19 protein-coding genes are annotated in these 18,506 nt (G+C 34.2%); all 19 read left to right on the forward strand.

Annotation, left to right across the window (positions count from 1 at the left end):
- Positions 1-30 precede the first annotated feature (30 nt).
- The 19 genes from spoVT to argS all read left to right on the forward strand — a co-directional run bounded on the left by spoVT (position 31) and on the right by argS (position 18,476).
- Complete coding sequence (spoVT, locus tag CPG45_RS07495) at positions 31-582, forward strand: stage V sporulation protein T (protein ID WP_096231321.1); 552 nt, start codon at positions 31-33, stop codon at positions 580-582.
- Between the two features lie 74 nt (positions 583-656).
- Positions 657-1,505 carry a sporulation peptidase YabG gene (gene yabG / locus CPG45_RS07500; RefSeq protein ID WP_096231322.1) on the forward strand — a complete coding sequence of 283 codons (849 nt, stop codon included), beginning with the start codon at positions 657-659 and terminating at the stop codon, positions 1,503-1,505.
- Positions 1,506-1,698: 193 nt separating this feature from the next.
- Entirely contained in the window at positions 1,699-1,968 is a 270-nt protein-coding gene (locus CPG45_RS07505; RefSeq protein WP_172856624.1) for a Veg family protein, read from the forward strand.
- A 150-nt stretch (positions 1,969-2,118) separates the two neighbouring features.
- A complete protein-coding gene (locus tag CPG45_RS07510) occupies positions 2,119-3,651 on the forward strand; it encodes a DUF3794 and LysM peptidoglycan-binding domain-containing protein (RefSeq protein ID WP_096231324.1) in 1,533 nt (510 codons plus the stop codon).
- A gap of 216 nt (positions 3,652-3,867) precedes the next feature.
- The gene (ispE, locus tag CPG45_RS07515; protein ID WP_096231325.1) at positions 3,868-4,734 is read left to right on the forward strand and encodes a 4-(cytidine 5'-diphospho)-2-C-methyl-D-erythritol kinase; all 867 of its coding nucleotides are present in this window, start codon (positions 3,868-3,870) and stop codon (positions 4,732-4,734) included.
- Positions 4,727-5,404 (forward strand): GntR family transcriptional regulator, encoded by a 678-nt coding sequence (locus CPG45_RS07520; RefSeq protein WP_096231326.1) that lies wholly within the window; start codon positions 4,727-4,729, stop codon positions 5,402-5,404. Before ispE ends, CPG45_RS07520 begins: the two co-directional genes overlap by 8 nt.
- Before the next feature lie 8 nt (positions 5,405-5,412).
- A complete protein-coding gene (locus CPG45_RS07525; RefSeq protein ID WP_096231327.1) occupies positions 5,413-6,135 on the forward strand; it encodes a nucleotidyltransferase family protein in 723 nt (240 codons plus the stop codon).
- A 72-nt stretch (positions 6,136-6,207) separates the two neighbouring features.
- On the forward strand, positions 6,208-6,417 hold the full coding sequence (locus CPG45_RS07530; RefSeq protein WP_096231328.1) for a CLC_0170 family protein: 210 nt from the start codon (positions 6,208-6,210) through the stop codon (positions 6,415-6,417).
- A 100-nt stretch (positions 6,418-6,517) separates the two neighbouring features.
- On the forward strand, positions 6,518-8,143 hold the full coding sequence (locus tag CPG45_RS07535; protein ID WP_096231329.1) for a spore germination protein: 1,626 nt from the start codon (positions 6,518-6,520) through the stop codon (positions 8,141-8,143).
- Positions 8,127-9,236, forward strand: coding sequence for a GerAB/ArcD/ProY family transporter (locus CPG45_RS07540; protein WP_096231330.1), 1,110 nt, complete (start codon positions 8,127-8,129; stop codon positions 9,234-9,236). Before CPG45_RS07535 ends, CPG45_RS07540 begins: the two co-directional genes overlap by 17 nt.
- Positions 9,223-10,371 (forward strand): Ger(x)C family spore germination protein, encoded by a 1,149-nt coding sequence (locus CPG45_RS07545; protein ID WP_096231331.1) that lies wholly within the window; start codon positions 9,223-9,225, stop codon positions 10,369-10,371. The genes CPG45_RS07540 and CPG45_RS07545 overlap by 14 nt, the downstream gene beginning before the upstream one ends.
- A 103-nt stretch (positions 10,372-10,474) precedes the next feature.
- Positions 10,475-11,107 (forward strand): stage II sporulation protein R, encoded by a 633-nt coding sequence (gene spoIIR / locus CPG45_RS07550; RefSeq protein ID WP_096231332.1) that lies wholly within the window; start codon positions 10,475-10,477, stop codon positions 11,105-11,107.
- A 41-nt stretch (positions 11,108-11,148) separates the two neighbouring features.
- Positions 11,149-12,606 carry an aminotransferase class I/II-fold pyridoxal phosphate-dependent enzyme gene (locus CPG45_RS07555; RefSeq protein ID WP_096231333.1) on the forward strand — a complete coding sequence of 486 codons (1,458 nt, stop codon included), beginning with the start codon at positions 11,149-11,151 and terminating at the stop codon, positions 12,604-12,606.
- A gap of 49 nt (positions 12,607-12,655) precedes the next feature.
- Positions 12,656-13,372: a spore cortex-lytic enzyme gene (sleB, locus tag CPG45_RS07560; RefSeq protein ID WP_096231334.1), complete on the forward strand. Its 717-nt coding sequence runs from the start codon at positions 12,656-12,658 to the stop codon at positions 13,370-13,372.
- Positions 13,373-13,382: 10 nt separating this feature from the next.
- A complete protein-coding gene (gene ypeB, locus CPG45_RS07565) occupies positions 13,383-14,717 on the forward strand; it encodes a germination protein YpeB (RefSeq protein ID WP_096231335.1) in 1,335 nt (444 codons plus the stop codon).
- Positions 14,718-14,934: 217 nt separating this feature from the next.
- Positions 14,935-15,096, forward strand: a complete 162-nt coding sequence (locus CPG45_RS07570; RefSeq protein ID WP_284697567.1) for a small, acid-soluble spore protein, alpha/beta type — start codon at positions 14,935-14,937, stop codon at positions 15,094-15,096.
- Between the two features lie 165 nt (positions 15,097-15,261).
- Positions 15,262-16,347 carry a D-alanine--D-alanine ligase family protein gene (locus CPG45_RS07575; RefSeq protein WP_096231337.1) on the forward strand — a complete coding sequence of 362 codons (1,086 nt, stop codon included), beginning with the start codon at positions 15,262-15,264 and terminating at the stop codon, positions 16,345-16,347.
- Between the two features lie 18 nt (positions 16,348-16,365).
- On the forward strand, positions 16,366-16,788 hold the full coding sequence (locus tag CPG45_RS07580) for a YwiB family protein (RefSeq protein WP_096231338.1): 423 nt from the start codon (positions 16,366-16,368) through the stop codon (positions 16,786-16,788).
- Positions 16,788-18,476 carry an arginine--tRNA ligase gene (gene argS / locus CPG45_RS07585; protein WP_096231339.1) on the forward strand — a complete coding sequence of 563 codons (1,689 nt, stop codon included), beginning with the start codon at positions 16,788-16,790 and terminating at the stop codon, positions 18,474-18,476. The genes CPG45_RS07580 and argS overlap by 1 nt, the downstream gene beginning before the upstream one ends.
- The last annotated feature ends 30 nt before the right edge of the window (positions 18,477-18,506 follow it).

The following is an 18,506-nucleotide window of genomic DNA, read 5'->3' on the forward strand; positions in this document are numbered from 1 at the left end:
TTAAAATTTCATGGAATGGAGGTACATATATTGAAAGCAACAGGAATAGTTAGAAGAATAGATGACCTCGGTAGGGTCGTTATTCCAAAAGAAATAAGAAGGACATTAAGGATAAGAGAAGGTGACCCGCTAGAGATATTTACTGACAGGGAAGGCGAGATAATCCTAAAGAAGTACTCTCCTATAAGTGAACTTGGAGATTTTGCACAGGAATATGCTGATAGTATATATCAGTCGACAAAGCAGTCTGTCTGCATTACAGATGGCGACAATGTAATTGCTGTTGCTGGAATGCCAAAAAAAGAGCTGATCGAGAAACCTATTAGTTCCGAGTTGGAGAAATACATGGAAGAGAAAAGAACAGTTGTACTTGGTGAGGGCAAAGAAAAGGGTGCTATAACAATTGCTGATGGTCAAGAATTTATGCCTGTATCACAAGTGATTGTTCCTATAATTTCAAGAGGTGATACAATAGGTTCTGTTATAATATTTACCCGTGAAAGCGGAGTAGTATTGACAGAGGTAGAGGCAAAAATAGCTGAGACAGCAGCTACTTTCTTAGGAAAGCAGATGGAAGAATAAATATATAACATATATATAAAACCCTGCATATTATAGTATATAAGATATGACTATAATGTTGTGGGGGGATATTAATGCCATTTAAGATTAATGATATTGTTGTTAGGAAATCACATGGCTTTGACATACTGTTTAAAGTTATAGATGTTATTGAAAATAGGGGCGTAAAGCATTATCTTCTACATGGTATTACCATGAGGATAGTTGCCGATGCGCCTGAAGATGACCTTATGCCAGCATCGATGTCCAGAATTAATGAATATGATGAACCATATCAAAAAAAGGCAAACTACCTTATAAAAAAAATTGCAGAGTCAAAAGACTTAAAAAGACGGGGGATGATGCGGTCAAACCGAAGTGAGCCATATGGCAAACCCGGAACGGTTCTTCATATTGATGGCGATGAAGGATATTTAAATATTTGCCTTGATGCATATAAAAAGGCGAATATTGAGGCACATGGTGAAATTGTTGATGAGGAAGATCAGCCAGATAAGGTTTTAGACCTTCTTAATAAATATAGACCTGATATACTTGTATTGACAGGACATGATGGCGTAAAAAACAGTAGGAATTATTCAGATTTAAATAATTACAGAAATTCGAAGTATTTTATTGATGCTGTAAAAAATGCCAGAAAATATGAACCTTCACTAGATGATTTGGTTGTTTTTGCGGGCGCCTGTCAATCAAATTATGAAGCGATAATTGCCGCAGGTGCTAACTATGCAAGTTCACCTGAGCGAGTTTTGATACATTGCCTTGATCCAGTTTTGGTATGTGAGAAAGTTGCATACTCCCATATTAATGAAATAGTCAAAATAGAAGACCTCATTGAAAATACTATAACTGGATCTCCTGGGATTGGTGGTCTTCAAACAATGGGTAAATTTAGATATGGAGCGCCGAAAGCAAAATACTAAAAGCGAGTCTTTAAAGGCTCGCCATTTGTTTTTTTCGTAATAATACTTAAAAATCTTACTATGACAAAGTAATTTGCATTTTTACTTGGCAAATATCTTATTGACAAATAACTTTTTCACTGGTATAATATTTTATTTATTTGACAATGAATGAAAAATGTGTTATAATATTTTCAGAATGCTTTAAGGAGTGATGAAGTTGGCCGATAGATTAGCCCTACATGAGATTAAGAAGAAGCTGGATGACCATGTTGGAGCGAGAGTCCGGCTAAAAACCAATGGTGGTAGAAAAAAGACAATAATCCGTGAAGGATTTTTAGAGAAGACATATCCGAGTATTTTTATTATAGTTATAGATGGACAGGGAGCAACCCGCAGGGTCTCTTATAGTTATTCAGACATTTTAACAGATACAGTTGAACTTACTTTGATGAAAGATGAAAAAGAAATACAGTGCATGTGACAAAAGACCGATTATTTATCGGCCTTTTGTTTTTTTAGCATATTTTAACCCTTCCCATTATATTATTATATTAGATATTCATGTCATTAAAAAAGTGGATTTTTAATTCAGTAGAATATCATGAATTTCTAATATAAAGGAGGTTAAAATATGGCTCAAGGTATTTTAACAAATACGATAAGTTATGACAGATTTTTAGGCGGAGAAGACAGCCAGGCGCTTGTTGAAAATGACATTATAGTGCCTGAGGATATGCCTGATGTATTAAATATAACTGCAGTTGATGCCAAAGTCATAGTAAATGGAATAACATCAAGTGATGGGAAAGCCCAGGTTGACGGAGAGTTAAGGCTTAATATCTTATATGCGGCAGATAAAGAAAAAAAGCTTGCGAAAATTGATAAATCTATTGATTTTACACATTTTCTCGAAATTGAAGGGGCAAATCCTAAGTGTATGGCATTTGTTAATGCGAGAGTGGAACATGTTGACTTTTCCTTGATTAATAGCAGAAAAATGAACGTCAAAATAATTTTAAATGTGTCTGGAAGAGCATTTGAAAGAGACAAAAAGGATGTAGTTGTTGGCATTCAAGACAATAATGACATAGAATATCTGAGAAAATCAGTGAAATTTGTAAAGACCGTTGGACAAAATAGTGCTGAGACATTTTTGAAAGAACAGGTGAAAATACCTGATGGAGCACCAAAAATTTCTAAGATATTAAAAACTGATATATTAATTAAACCAGAAGAACCGAAGATTACAGATAATCGCGTTGTTATTCAAGGGAGTGTTCATGCGCATATAGTCTATGAAGGTGAACCAAAAAATGATTTTGGATATGAAGAATGCGATTTGAATTATGCAAATTTCATAGAGATACCGGATGCACTGAGTTATATGAATGCAAAAACATATGAAGAAATAACAGAGCAAAACATAACAATTTCACCTGATGAGAACGGAGAGAATAGGGTTATTGATGTTGAGCTTGTACTTAAAACCGAAGCGGCTGTTACAGAACATGATGAGACTGAAATCCCTGTTGACATATATGGTATATCCAGAAACATAGAACCTGTAAAAGAGGAGATTGAAGCTGTAGACAGTTTAGATAGATATAAATCACAAGCGATATTTAAAGAAAGTGTCGAATTCAAAAATAACGTAAAAAAAATCGTGGACGTTATAGCATATCCGGTTTTGACAGATTACAGTCTAAGTGACGGCAAAGTGCTTTTAGAGGGAATAATCGATTATAATATACTTTATGTAAGTGATGACGATAATGTTATGTCAACAAAAGGTGAATTGCCATTTAAGACTTTTGTAGATGTGACCATAAATAGTGGCGAGCTTTATGTTGATGTAAAAATTACTCATATATCATATGACATTATGGCTATGAAAGAAGCAGAGATTAAATTTGTTGTTGATACAATGGTAGATGTATTTAATGTCGCCAAATTTAATGTAATGATAGATGTAAAGGAAAGCGATGATACAAGGTCTGAGGGAAATAAGCACAGCATAACAATTTATATGGTACAAAAAGATGATGATCTATGGGATATTGCAAAAAGGTATAGGACCTCAAAAGAAGATATTATAAATGTTAATGAACTGAAGGATGAACGAGTGCTGGCAGGTACAAAACTTATAATACCAAATAAAGTTTAAAATGCGCACATAGATGCGCATTTTTTTAATCTATTTTATTTCACTTAAGAAAGTAAAGTATACCATTTTTTTCTTTTTACAAAATGAAAACAAAAAGTTTCTTAAAATTTGTTCCCGGAGGGATTATCTTAATAAACTTTTTAATTGTAGAAGGATTTTCGTGTATAATGTATAATATATAATATAGTGTGAATTTTTTTTGGATGTGAAAAAATTATGGAAAGACTAAAGGCAAAGTCATTTGCAAAGATTAATCTTGCACTTGATGTAAAAGGCAAAAGAGATGATGGATATCATTATGTTGACATGGTTTTACAATCGATAGATTTATGTGATATTCTTGAATTTGAATTGAATGATGAACTTATATTGTTATGTAATAACAAAGAAGTACCATTGGATGAAAACAATTTAATAATTAAAGCTGCAAAATTATTAAAAAAAGAATATGGCGGATGTGGAGCATTGATAAAGCTTACTAAAAATATTCCTATCGCCGCAGGACTTGCAGGTGGAAGCTCTAACGCAGCTGCTACTTTGATAGCACTAAATAAGCTTTGGAATCTTAAAATAGATGTGGATATTCTTAAAAAATTAGCTTTGCTATTAGGAGCTGATGTTCCTTTTTGCATAGATGGTGGAACTAAGGTAGCTGGTGGTATTGGTGATATACTTATGAACATAAAGACGCCATATTTAAAAATACTTCTTGTAAAACCTTCTATATCTGTGCCAACAAAAGATGTATATAGATTGTATGATAAACTTGAATTTATAGGTAACAATTATACAATGAAGATGGTTGATGCAATTAATAGTCATAATATAATAAATATAGCTAATAGGTTAGGTAATGACTTGGAGCGTGTTACAACAAATATGCATCCGATAATTAGAGATATAAAAAAATCGATGATTAAAAGGGGTGCCATTGGCTCTCTTATGAGTGGAAGTGGACCTACAGTATTTGGCATTTTTGATGACGATTTAGCATTGGAAAGGGCATTTAATGCATTTATTAAAGAGGGTTTTTTTACATATATAGCTAATACTATTGATAAGGGGATAGAGTTGTATGAATAATTATCTGCCATTAGAAAATTACAAGCCGCTACGGGACATAGTCTTTGATTATATGAAAAATGCCATAATAACAGGAGAGTTTAAACCAGGTGAAAGGCTTATGGAGGTACAGCTTGCAGAAAAACTTGGAGTAAGCAGGACACCCGTTAGAGAGGCTATAAGAAAACTGGAGCTAGATGGCCTTGTTGTTATGGTGCCGAGAAAAGGCGCATATGTATCAGACTTAAGCACGAAGGACCTTTTAAATGTTTTTGAAATTAGAAAGTCTCTTGAAGGGCTCGCAGCGTCATTAGCTGCAGACAGGATTACTGACGATGAACTTAAGTCATTAAAGGAAATCCTTGCTAAATTTTGTGAAGGCGTTGAAGAAAACAATGCAGATAAAATGGTGAAGTATGATCAGGAGTTTCACGATTGTATTTTTAATGCATCAAGAAATGAAAAATTGGTACAAATAATGAACAATTTACAGGAACATGTTCATAGATTTAGGGTAAAATATATTAATGATTATAAAAAGTCAAAAAAGTTGTATCAGGAGCATAAAAAGATACTTGAGTCATTGGAATCCCGTAGCTCTGAGAATGCGCAAAAGTGGGCTGAAAAGCACATTCAGAACTTTCAGAGCGATTTGATTAAGGATATGAAGTATTTCAGCGATGGAGAGTGAATTATACTATGAATGCTATAATATTAGCCGGAAGTACCGGTGAAGAGAAACTTCCTGATAAGGCACTAATAAAAATTAAAGGAAAATATATGATAACATATGTGATAGATGCATTAAGGCAATCAGGAAAAATAGACAAAATCGCAGTTGTCGGAGATAGGAATAAGCTTAATCACCTTGATGATATAGATTTAATTATAGATCAAGGTTCATCTATAGTAGAAAATGTAATAAAAGGTATTGAGCCATTTAAAAACGATAAAAGAGTATTAATATTGACTTGTGATATACCGATGCTGACAAAAGATGCTGTTATAGATTTTATAGAACAATCTGAATCAAAAGATGCGGACCTATGTTATCCCATCGTAAAAAGAGAGGATAATGAAAGGAAGTTTCCCGGTGCCAAAAGGACTTACGCGAGAATAAGAGAAGGCACATTTACAGGGGGAAACATCTTCTATATAAATCCCGCTATTATCGATTCATGCATAAATGCGGCAAATCAATTTATTTCATACAGAAAAAAGCCATGGAAGTTAGGACGGCTTTTGGGATTAAAGATATTGATACTTTTCGCATTTGGAAGAGTAACAATAGATCAATTAGAGGGTAAGGTTTCGGAGCTTTTTAATATTAAGGCAAAAGCTATTATATCGAGGTATCCCGAGATAGGAAATGACATTGACAAGGATGAGGATGTTGAGATGGCAAATAAATTTATAGCTTAATAAATAGGCGTTAAGCCTATTTTTTTTGTATATAATTTTATATTCTGCAGATAATTAAAAAAGGTGATATTAATGAATTTTATTATTTTAATTAAGCAGGTATTTAAAACATATTTATTTGTAACATTGTTAATTGTTGGAGTTTATGAATCAATATTTGAACCGAATTTTTTAGACAGAAAAGGACTTCAACAGGATTCAAAGATATGTAGAATTATCGGCATTGCATATCTTATAATCGATGCATTAGCATATATTTTCTATAGAATATCTCCTGTTTGATTTTACAATTGTGTTTTATTGGATTTAAATTTTAATAATACTATGCATATTTATGATTCTGAGTTATTTTTGACATAATTTGAAAGGAGTGCTCATTAGTTTGGGACTATTTAATAGATTATTTAATAATAAAGGAAATAAAAATAAAAAGGGTAGTTATGAAAGCACAAATTCAGAAAGTGCTAAAGCTAAGAAGAACATTGATGAAAATATAAAATACATAAAGGATATGCTTAAAGACTGTGATGACGTAATTTACAGAGACATCTGGGTTGGTGACGAATTTCAGTATAAATTGGGGCTTGTTTTTGTCGATGGTCTTGTAGACAAAAGTCTTATTAACGATCATGTTATGCATTCGTTGCTGCTTGGTGCAAGACAAGCAAATCCATCAGTTGAAGAAATAAAAAAGAATATATATGAAGTAATAAAAAAAGCCACGATAACTGGCGGTGATATAAAAGAAATAGATGACCTTGATAAATGTATAACATCTGTGCTATCAGGTGATACGGCTCTCTTTTTTGATGGATATTCCAAGATAGTTATTATATCAAGCAAAGGTTGGCAGATGCGGTCTGTTGCACCACCTGAGACAGAAATGGTTGTTAGAGGCTCTAGAGAAGGTTTTACAGAAACAATAAGGGTTAATACTGCACTTGTCAGGAGGTGGATAAGAGACCCTAAGTTTAAAATAAAACAGATGCAGATAGGTAAAAGGTCAAAAACAGATATAGCTATTTTATACATAGATGACATTGTAAATAAGGACCTTTTAAATGTGATAAAAAAGAGGCTTGAAAATATAGACATTGATGGAGTTTTAGAGAGTGGTTATATAGAGCAGTTAATAGAAGAGGATTGGCATTCGCCATTTCCACAGATGCTTAATACAGAAAGGCCTGATAAAGTTGCAGCATCGGTTTTGGAAGGAAGGATAGCCATTCTCGTAGACAATTCTCCCTTTGCACTTATCATTCCTACAACATTGGCTACACTTTTCCAATCACCAGAAGATTATTTTGAAAGATGGATGATAGCATCACTGCTTAGAATATTAAGATTTACAGCGGCTCTTATTGCACTTACTGCACCTTCTATTTATGTTGCATTTACATCATATCATCCTGGTATGATACCAACAAAATTGGCTCTATACATAGCTGCAACGAGACAGGGAGTTCCATTTCCGGCTTTTATGGAGGCCCTTATTATGGAGGCAACATTTGAATTGTTAAGAGAAGCTGGCATAAGGCTTCCTGTTCCGATAGGACAGACTATCGGCATAGTTGGCGGCCTAATCATAGGCCAAGCGGCAGTAATGGCAGGTATTGTAAGCCCTCTTATGGTTATAGTTGTTGCTGTAACAGCGGTAGCATCATTTTCGATACCGAGTTATAGTGCTGCAATAGCATTTAGAATGCTAAGATTTATTTTCATGATATTAGCAGCAATTTTAGGTCTATATGGTATAATGCTGGGATTTATACTTATGTTGACACATCTTGTGGTATTAAAGAGTTTTGGAGAACCATACCTATCACCATTTGTAGAAGTAAACATAAGCGATTTTGCTGATACATTAATTAGGGCTCCTTTGATGGTATTCAAAAAAAGACCAGCAAGTTTAGAGACACAAGACAAAAAGAAGCTTAAGGATATGAGAGAAGAAAAGATCGAAAGCGTTGAAGAAGACAGGAGAGACAACAATGATAAAAAACAATGATAAAATATCAGAAAATCAAACAACTATACTTATTTTTACGACTATACTCGGTGCTGGTATCTTAAGTTTGCCATCTGATGTCGCAAAAGAAGCAGGTCCTGATAGTCTTATTGTTGTTTTACTTGGTGGGATTCTAGCATTAGTATTTGCGAGAATAATCGGACATATAGCATCAAAATTTCCAACTGAGACTTTTGTAGAATACTCTGCAAAGATACTTACAAAACCATTTTCCATCATCTTAAACATAGGGCTAATCGCATATTTTCTGATATTCTGCAGCTTGAATCTCAGAATTTTTGCAGAGGTATCAAAATCATATCTTTTAAATAACACACCAATTGAAATAATAATGATAACCCTTTTATTTACATCAGGATATATAGTAAGATATGGAATTGAGCCTATAGCAAGGATGTCAGAAATTCTCTTTCCAGTTATGGTTGTACCACTGTTGATAATATTTCTTCCGGCGATAGTAGATTTGGACTTAAGCAATTTTTTGCCGATATTGAGAACATCTCCACTTAAATTGCTTAGAGGAATCTTGTCAACAACATATAGTTATTCAGGGTTTGAAATCTTGTATGTCATTTTCCCTTACATAATGAAAGGCGAAAAATTAAAAAGATGTATAAATGTATCGCTTTTTTCAATAATATTTTTTTATATTTACATTACATTCTATACGATAGGTATATTTGGTTACAAAGAGACAAGAGTACAATTGTGGCCATTGCTGACAGTAATTAAGTCAATTAATTTTCCAGGCTTCTTTATTGAGAACCTTGAAAGTCTAATAATGGGTATATGGACATTTGCCGTTTTTACATCGATATCATCTTTTCATTATACTGCTGCATTGAGCCTTTCAAAGCTAATTAAAGCACGGGAACATACTTATTTAGTAGTGCCATTGATACCAATTATCTATTTAATGTCACTTATACCAGATTCAATCGTCAAAGTATATAGATATGCCACATATGCTGCTGAATTTCTGACATTGTTTTTTATTATACTGCTGCCGATTTTGATGTTTTTAATACTTAAAATAAAAGGCATAGGGGTGAAAGACGATGAAAAAAATTAAGATTATATTTTTGTTAATATTGATAATTTCAATACTTACTGGGTGTTGGGATAAAGTTGAGATAGAAGATAGAGCTTTTGCAATGGCTATAGGGATAGATTCGACGAATAAATCAAAAAATTATCTTGTAACATTTCAATTTCCAAATGTCAAGCAGGCAACAAGTGGTGCTGGAGGCGGAGGTGGCGGTGGAGGCAAACCAAACTTCTCAATTTCCGAAATTGGTGATACAGTATTTTCTGCATCCCGCCATATCAGTACGAGGCTTAATAAACGTTTGTTTCTCGGACACACGAAAGCGATTATATTGGGTAAAGATGTTGTAAGTGATAAGAACAAATTTTTAGAGATACTTGACACCCTTGATAGAAGTTATGAACTAAGCCGAAAGCTTCACATTTTGGTAACTTCTGGGAAAGCACAAGATATATTATTGAAGAATTATAAATTTGATCCTGATGTAGGTGTTTATATAGACAATATCTTCAAGCAATACAATAGGACATCTATATTTCCCAATATCGACTACAATAAAGTTACAAAGTCATTACATGATACGAACGGCAATGCTGTAATTCCTAAAATAACATCAGGAAAAGATGAATTAAAAATAGCGGGTTCCGCAATTATAAAAGATTATAAGCTTGCTGGCTGGCTTTCTGATGAAGAGAATATGGGTTATATGTGGCTTATGAATCTTGTAAAAGGTGGTGATGTAGCTTTTGAAATGCCAACAGATGGCGGAACTGTTAAAGTTCCCTTCAATATAACAAATACAATTATGAGAAGACAAGTTGCTGAGGAAAACGGGAAAATCGTATATAAGATTAAATTTGATGTCGAAGGTGATGTTACCGAATACAGTTTTCTAAAACATGGTGTGATGTTTAATACAAATATTTTAAAAACAATGGAGAATAAAGCAAATAATACTATAGAAGGTATGATAAATAAGGCATTGAGTAGATTTCAAAAAGATTTAAAGGTAGATATGATCGGTGTCGGTGACTATATTGAAAAATATAATCCTGGATTATGGGAAAAGATTGGACCTACCTGGAAAGATAAATTTCCTGAAGTAGAAGTTAGGGCAACGGTTTCTACCCATATCAGAAGAATTGGCCTTTACAAATGATTTTAATTGTATATTTTACTTCTTATTTGTTAATAATTGAGATTGTAAGAGTATACCGGCATAACCGGTATACCGGATTAAAATTAATTGGGGGATATAGTGAATGAAAAAAATAATAGCTATCACACTTATTACTATTTTAGCATTTTTATACATTATTCAAAAGCCACGGGATACATATGCTATGAAAGAGGACATATCAAACAAATTAATAAGATTTCATGTTATTGCAAATAGCGATTCGCCAGATGATCAAAATTTAAAACTAAGAGTTAGAGATGCCGTAATAAAGAAGATGAGCTCAAAATTTATTGGAATAAAAGATTTAAAGCAATCCGAGAAGATTATTAAGGAAAACCTTCATGAGATACAAAAGATTGCACAGGATACCGTTTATTCAAACGGCAAAAGATATGAAGTAAATGCAATATATGGTCGCTTTGACTTTCCAACAAAGTATTATGGAACCATTACTCTTCCAGCAGGTAATTACAATGCTCTTAGAATAGTGATAGGTAATGGCGATGGCAAAAATTGGTGGTGTGTGATGTTTCCGCCTTTGTGCTTCGTCGATATAACACATGGTTTATCAAGTGATGAGACTAAAGAGGAATTAAAGCAATACTTATCAGAGGATGAGTTATCAATGATAGAAACAAGTAAACCACCAGTTAAATTTAAAATTGTTGAAGTATTTGAGAAATATTATAAAGACTTGCGCATGGCATTTAAATAAAAAATGTTTTGCTTCAATATTCAGAAAGGAATGTAAGATATATGACAAAATTAAGCCAAAATAATGCGCCTTTATTTGAGGCGCTTAAAAAATATGTAGATGAAAATGTATATGCATTTCATGTTCCAGGGCATAAACATGGAAAGGGCCTCGAAGAGTTTACCGAATATGTTGGAAAAGCTATTATGAATATAGATGTCAATAGTATGGAGGACCTTGACAATCTGGCAAATCCGATTGGAGTTATAAAAGATGCACATGAACTCGCGGCACAGGCTTTTGATGCAGATTATGCTTATTTTCTCATAAATGGTACTACATCAGGTATACAGGCAATGATAATGGCTGCAACAGAGCCGGGGGATAAAATTATAATGCCAAGGAATGCACACAAGTCAGCTTTTTCGGCACTTATATTAGCAGGAGTCGTACCTGTATATATTTATCCTGAGATAAATGAAGAGCTTGACATAGCACTGGGGATAAAAGCTGAACAGGTAAAAGATGCAATCATAACAAATCCTGATGCAAAAGCTGTTCTTATGTTGAATCCTACATATTACGGTATTACATCAGAGCTTAAGGAAATAATCGAGTTAGCCCATAGCTACAATATGGCTGTCTTATGCGATGAAGCCCATGGCAGCCATTTTTATTTTCATCCCAATATGCCACCGGGAGGTATCAAGCTCGGCGCTGATATATCGGCTATGAGCATACATAAAACAGGGGGCTCACTAACACAAAGCTCACTACTTATATCAAAGGGAAATAGAGTTGAACCGCTTATAATAAAATCAATTTTGAATTTGACGCAATCGACATCTGCCTCATATGTCCTTATGGCATCATTGGATGCAGCAAGGAAACAGCTGGCTACAAAAGGTAAAGAGATGCTTGATAAAGTCATATATCTTTCTAAACATGCAAGAGAAGAAATAAATAAAATAAAAGGTATAAGGGCAATTACTCAAGATGACATAAAAGAACCCTTTTTATTTGATCCTACAAAACTAGTTATAAATATAAGCAGAACAGGTATGACAGGGTATGAGATAATGAGGCTTTTAAGAACCGAATATCATGTTCAATTGGAAATGGCTGATTTAAGCAATATTATGGCTATTATAAGCCTTGGTGATGATATAGAGGCTATTGACTATTTGGTAAAATCTTTAAATGAGCTTTTACAAGAAAAGGAAGGTACTAATGAAATAATAACGGGAAGTATAGTAAGGCCTGAAGTAATTGTAGCACCACGGGATGCCTACTATGGCAGAAATAGGTCTGTTCCATTAGACATGGCAGCTGGTGAAATAAGTGCGGAGATGATAATGGCATATCCACCTGGTATACCTATGGTATGTCCAGGTGAAAAGATAACAAAAGACCTCATCGATAGAGTTAAAATGCTTAAAGAACAACATTGCCAACTACAAGGAACAGAAGACCCCAATATAGACCATATAAAAGTTTTAGGACATATGTATAAAGTTTAATCCTCTACAAAAAATATGTATAAATACTAAATTATAGAGGAGGCATAAAATGAGAAAATATTCTGTTTCGAGGTTAAAGATTATAGCACTGATACTCATTCTATTTATAACATTTACATTAGAGTATTCAGCGCTAAATCTCTCAAAGACAGCTATATCCAATTTATATTGGGGTAATACAGGTAATGATGTGTCGGCTGTACAGACGAGGCTTAGAGATTGGGGTTATTACAATGGACCTATTGATGGATTCTTTGGAGTAAAAATGTGGCTTGCAGTGAGGAGATTTCAAGCCAATAATGGACTTAATGTTACTGGAATCGTAGATGATGCTACAAAAACGGCACTTGGCTTTGACATTGGTGCGGCATCAGCTATATCTGGTACATATCAGGCGACAACATCTACAACGATAAGTGATGATGTGTATCTTCTTGCAATGTTAATAAGTGGTGAAGCAAGGGGTGAGCCTTATATAGGAAAAGTAGCTGTCGGTGCCGTTGTTATGAATAGAATAAGGTCGCCAAAATTTCCACATACAATTCCTGGAGTTATTTTTCAACCCGGTGCATTTTCAGCAGTTGATGACGGACAGATGTGGATACCACCATCGCAAGATAGCATAAGGGCGGCGCAGGACGCTATTTCTGGTTGGGATCCGACGGGTGGCGCATTATATTATTACAACGCAGCAAAAGTACAAAATTTCTGGATTTTTAATAGACCAATTATTACACAGATTGGAAATCATATTTTTGCAAGGTGAGGTGATAGGAATGAAGCGAATATCTACAGTTGTAATGCTGTTACTTCTTTTAGTTGTAGGTGCTTGGGGTTACAACCAATACTTGCAGAAAGTTTCTTATCATAGGTATCTTCAAGCACAATATGATAGGTCTTTTTACCAGCTTGTCAATAATGTTGAGAATATTGAGACATCGACAGGAAAACTAATGGTATCATCTCAGGAAAATACTACAATACCTATATTGAGCGACATATGGAGACAGGCCTTTTCGGGACAGGAGAATTTAGGCCAGCTTCCGATTGGACAGCCTGAGATAGAGAATACATCGAAGTTTTTATCACAGATAGGAGATTACTCGTTTAGCCTTTCAAAAAAAGTTGCAGACGGAAATAAACTATCTGATAAGGACCTTAAAACATTAGCAGAGCTTCACAATTATGCAGTATATTTAGGAAAGAACCTCCAGGACCTAAGGAGAAAGATACAAGGAGGGTATGAACTAGGTAATCTCAGAAAAAAAGGCACACAAAAGATGAGTGAAATAGATAGTAAGATAATGAATGTAAATATGAATACCGTAAATCAGCAGATGTCAAATTATCCGACATTGATATATGATGGGCCTTTTTCAGAAAGTCAGGCAAAATTAACACCAAGAGGCCTAACAGGAAGCGATGTATCATATGATTATGCGGTATCTATAGCAAAAAAATTCGTAGCAAAACCAGTGGATGGGGCAAATAAATACAGCCCTAACAATGGAAAAATAAATTCCTATGGGATAGAGCTAAAAACACCACAAAGAGGACCTTCGATATATATAAATGTCAGCAAAAAAGGTGGGCATGTCCTTTGGTTAATGGACCAAAGAGCAGTAACAAAGGTTAATATATCAGAGACGCAAGCACTCAATTATGCATTAAAATATTTGAAAAACAGGGAGTTTAACAATATGGAAAATACATATTCAATAAAAGCAAATGGAACAGTGCAGTTTAATTTTACTCCGGTACAGGATGGTGTTAGAATATATCCGGATATTGTAAAAGTAAAAGTAGCCCTTGATAATGGCGATATAGTTGGATTTGATGCAACGTCATACTATATGTCACATGTCAATAGAACAATTGAAAAACCAAAACTTACCGAAACTGAAGCACAGAATAAAGTAAGTAAGAATTTGAAAGTCGAAAGTGTCAAGCTTTGCATAATACCACTTGAAGGCGGAAAAGAAGTATTGGCATATGAATTTAAAGGTACCTATAGCGGTGACACATTTTATGTATATATAAATGCACAAAATGGTGTAGAAGAAAAGATCTTAAAAGTAATCAAAACAAATCAAGGCAATCTGACAATGTAAAGTTAAAAAGTTGGAAGAGGAAATGTTCCTATTCCAACTTTTTGTATGAAACTTTAATTAATTAAATTTTTCGGATATATTTAATAAGAAAATAATTAAGAATAATGTAAGTTACGTGTTTCGTAAAAGCCATTATGCATAAAAAATGATATAAAGACGAAAATATAGATGGGCCCAAAAGGAGGAATTAAAATTGAGTAGACGTCATAATAGTCTTATGTCCGACGACTTAAAGATGGAGTTGGCAAAAGAGCTTGGCGTTTACGATACAGTAAAGACTGAAGGTTGGGGAAGTGTATCATCTCGAAATTGTGGCAATCTCGTTAGGCTCGCTATAGAGAAAGCTGAAAAGAGCATGGTGCAAAATAGAAACTTATAAGTCGCCTCATATAAAGCCCAAAAAGGCCGGGGAAGATAAAATCTTCTCTGGCCTTTTAATTTTACAACATAATTTATGACTTGAATACATATTGTCAAAAGGGTAGAATATAATTAATATAAATTAGATAGTACGCATAATCGTATGAAAGGAATGAAAGTTTATATGGTAAAATTAAATGTGGCGGTTTTATTTGGAGGACAATCAGGCGAGCATGAGGTATCGAAAATGTCTGCAAAATCGATTATAAATAATATAAATAAAGATAAGTATGAAATTTATTTGGTTGGAATAACAAAATGCGGAGAATGGTATTTATACAAGGGAGATGTTGAAAAAATTGAAACCGATGAGTGGAAGAAAGAAGCCATACCTGTTGTTATCGGACCATCAACAAAATATAAGGGAATATTAACATTAAAAGACGGCAAATATGAATTTTATCCGATAGATGTCGTATTTCCTGTCCTTCATGGACCGAATGGTGAAGATGGTACAGTTCAAGGGCTTTTGGAGCTACTTGAAGTGCCGTATGTTGGTCCGAATGTACTGTCATCTTCATTGTGTATGGATAAAATATTTTCTAAGAGGCTTTTTAAAGAATCGGGCATACCAACACCTGATTTTACAATAGTTTATAGAAATGAATTAAATGATATAAATAAAAAAGATGAAATATTTAATAGAGTATCAGGGATTGGATATCCTTGTTTTATAAAGCCTGCAAATATGGGTTCCAGCGTTGGCATTACAAAAGTTCATAATGAAAATGAATTATATGATGCCTTGAAATTAGCAGCAAAATATGATAGAAAAATAATTGTAGAGCAGGGAATTGATGCAAGGGAGATAGAATGTGCTGTTCTTGGCAATGAAAATCCTGAAGCATCTATTGCAGGTGAAATATTGCCGGCACACGAATTTTATGATTACGATGCAAAATATTATGATGAAGCATCTAAGTTATTCATTCCTGCACCGATACCAGATGTAAAAATGGAGGAAATAAGAGATTTAGCAGTAAAGGCGTTTGTTGCACTAGACTGTAGGGGTATGGCGCGAGTAGACTTTTTGATGGACAAAAATACAGGTAAAGTATATTTAAACGAGTTAAATACGATACCAGGTTTTACAAAAATAAGTATGTATCCAAAACTATGGGAAGCGACGGGAAAGCCTTATCCTGTTTTGATTGATGAACTTATTGAGCTTGCAATATCTGCTAATAAAGAGAAGTGTACAAATTGGTAAAATAAAGGGGAGCTTAGTTTGAGAAAAGCTGTAATAACAGTAAAAGGAACACAGAAAAATGCACAGAATGAGCTTGATACGATTGAGCTTATTACAGAAGGTGGTTTTTTAAGAAAAGGTGATTATTACTATATAAAATATGACGAGTCGGAAATATCTGGAATGGATGGGACGACTACGACATTAAAAATAAGTGAAGATGTTGTTGTACTCATGAGATTTGGCTCAAATCAATCAAAAATGGTATTTGAAAAGGACAAAAGACACGAGTCGAATTATGTTACACCATATGGCAATGTATTACTCGGCATAAAGCCACATGTTATAGATGTAAAACTTAATGAAAATGGCGGTGAATTGAAATTAAAATATGCTCTTGATTTAAATGAAAATGTAATAAGCGACAATGAATTGCATTTAACAGTTCGGGAGGTTAATTAATGAATAATATTGTACAAAAGGTGAAAGATGAGATAACAAAGATTGTGACAGAATCAATAAATAAGGCAATAAAAGAAGGATTTCTATCAATAGAAAAAATACCGGATATAGAGATAGAAGAGCCAAAAGAAAAGCAACATGGAGATCTTGCTATAAATACAGCTATGATAATGGCTAAGTCAGCCAAGATGCCACCGAGGAAGATAGCAGAGAAAATCAAAGATGGTATTGACTTGAATGGAACGTTTATAAATAAGGTGGATGTCGCGGGGCCGGGATTTATGAATTTCTATTTAAATGAAAATTACCTTATAGAAGCACTAAAGCTTATCATTGAAAAAGGCAGTGAGTATGGCCGAGTAAATATAGGAAATGGGAAGAAAGTACAGGTGGAATTCGTTTCAGCAAATCCGACAGGGCCTATGCATATGGGCAATGCGAGGGGCGGTGCACTCGGCGATGCACTTTCATCAATACTGGATTGCGCTGGATACAATGTAACTAAGGAATTTTACATAAATGATGCAGGTAATCAAATAGAAAAATTTGGTTTATCCCTTGAAGCAAGATATTTAGAACTACTCGGTGAACATGCAGAAATACCTGAAGGAGGATATCATGGCGATGATATTATTGAAAGAGCTAAGGAATTTTTAAACTTATATGGTGATAAATATAAAGATGTTCCAGCAGAAGAAAGAAGGAGAGCACTGACAGAATACGGACTTAATAAGAATATAGAAAAACTTAAAGAGGATTTACATGCATATGGCATAGAATACGACGTATGGTTTTCGGAGAAGTCCTTACATCAAAGTGGTGAAGTGAATTCTATAATAAATGAACTTAAAGAAAAAGGTTATACGTATGAAAAAGATGGAGCTTTATGGTTTAAAGAGACCTTGTTTGGCGCGGAAAAGGATGATGTTTTAGTACGTGCAAATGGGTATCCCACATATCTGGCCTCAGATATTGCATATCATAAAAATAAATTTTTGACGCGTGGCTTTGACTGGGTCATAGATATATGGGGAGCTGACCACCATGGACATGTTGCACCAATGAAAGGCGCTATGGAAGCTCTCGGTATAAATCCGGACAAGCTTGATGTTTTGCTTATGCAGCTTGTAAGGCTTATGAAAAGCGGAGAAGTTGTAAGGATGTCCAAAAGAACAGGTAAAATGGTGACATTAAGGGATTTAATTGACGAAGTCGGCAAAGATGCGGCACGATTTTTCTTCAATATGCGTTCTGCCGACAGTGCAGTTGATTTTGATATGGACTTGGCGGTTGAACAGTCGAATGAAAACCCAGTATTCTACGTACAATATGCCCATGCCAGGATATGCTCTATCATAAGGCAGCTTGAAGAGGATGGTATAGAAATAGAAGATTCCATTAATGCAGACTTAAGTCTACTTAAAGATGAAACAGAAATTGATTTAATCAAAAAGCTTGCATATTTGCCGGAGGAGATTACAATAGCCGCTAAAACAATAGCACCGCATCGAATAACGAGATACATCCTTGATGTAGCGTCACTATTTCATTCTTTTTATAATAGCTGCAGGGTAAGAGGTACTGATGAAAATCTTATGAAGGCAAGGATTGCACTTATAGTCGCAACAAAGACAGTTATAAAAAATGTTCTTGATATGTTAAAAATAACTGCACCGGAAAAAATGTAAAGGCATGTTTCCTACCTTATTTTTGTTAGG

The organism is Thermoanaerobacterium sp. RBIITD (assembly GCF_900205865.1).
Classification (GTDB): Bacteria; Bacillota; Thermoanaerobacteria; order Thermoanaerobacterales; family Thermoanaerobacteraceae; genus Thermoanaerobacterium.